The sequence below is a fragment of the Mesorhizobium sp. M2C.T.Ca.TU.002.02.1.1 genome (genome assembly GCF_003997225.1).
In genome coordinates this window covers 1-998 of record NZ_RZTO01001308.1, presented here as the reverse complement: position 1 = coordinate 998, position 998 = coordinate 1, and the positions used below count along the sequence as shown (strand labels likewise).

Sequence of the window (998 nt, the reverse complement as noted above, 5' to 3'; positions counted from 1 at the left end):
TCTGCAGCTAGCGGTATCCGCCGGCGGGACGCCGGCGCGGCTTCACATCCCGGTGATTTTCGCGCGAGGCCAACAGCCACTTGGCAGCTTTTCGGCTTGTAAAGCGTTGTCAATGTGAACCTTCAGGAGGAGGTTGCCATGAAAAAGCTTCTGCTTGCATCTGCAATCGCCATCACGACGGCGGCGGCCACGGTCGCGCCGGCCGACGCGCATTCGCATGTGTTCTTCGGCTTCGGCCTCGCGCCCTTCGGCGGCTATTTGCCGTACTACGGCGGTCCATACTATGGCGGCGGCCCGTATTACGACGATTACTACGACGACTATTATCCCGGCTATATCGTCGGCTACCCGCACCGGTACCACAGATACTACTATTATCACCACCGGTACCACCACAGGCATTACTACCACCACCGGCATCATCACCGGCTCTACGGGCGCAGGTAGCAGCAAGGGCGGCGGCTGAGGCGCTGGCGGAACAGCGCCCCGTCTGCCCTGCCAGGCATCTCCCACCTCGAGGGGGAAGATGGAGTTCGTGCGCCTTGCAAATCCCAATCGAAATGCCATCTAAGTCGCCAATCCTGAGGAGAACAAAAAGGTGACGCAGCGAAGCGGCAGCGCCGACCTGCCGCTGCATGGCGGGCGGGTCCCGAAATGGCTGGGCGAGCGCATGACGAAGCTGGGCGCGGTGCTCTGCGAAGCCATCATCCACCATTACGGCCGCGACGAGCTTTTGCGGCGGCTCGCCCATCCCTTCTGGTTCCAGTCTTTTGGCGCCGTGATGGGCATGGACTGGCATTCTTCCGGCATCACCACCTCGGTCATCGGCGCGCTGAAGCGCGGGCTGAACCCGCTCAGCAACGAGCTCGGCATCCATGTCTGCGGCGGGCGCGGCGCGCATTCGCGCAAGACGCCGGGCGAATTGCTGGCCATCGGCGACCGCGTCGGACTGGACGGCGAGGCTCTGGCCACCGCCCGCCGGCTGGTCGCCAAGGGGG

2 protein-coding genes are annotated in these 998 nt (G+C 63.8%); both read left to right on the top strand.

What is annotated here, in order from left to right:
• Positions 1-138 precede the first annotated feature (138 nt).
• A complete protein-coding gene (locus EOD07_RS37980) occupies positions 139-447 on the top strand; it encodes a hypothetical protein (protein ID WP_164772913.1) in 309 nt (102 codons plus the stop codon).
• A 151-nt stretch (positions 448-598) separates the two neighbouring features.
• The coding region (locus EOD07_RS35690; protein WP_127238459.1) for a DUF763 domain-containing protein at positions 599-998 on the top strand (400 nt) is incomplete at its 3' end.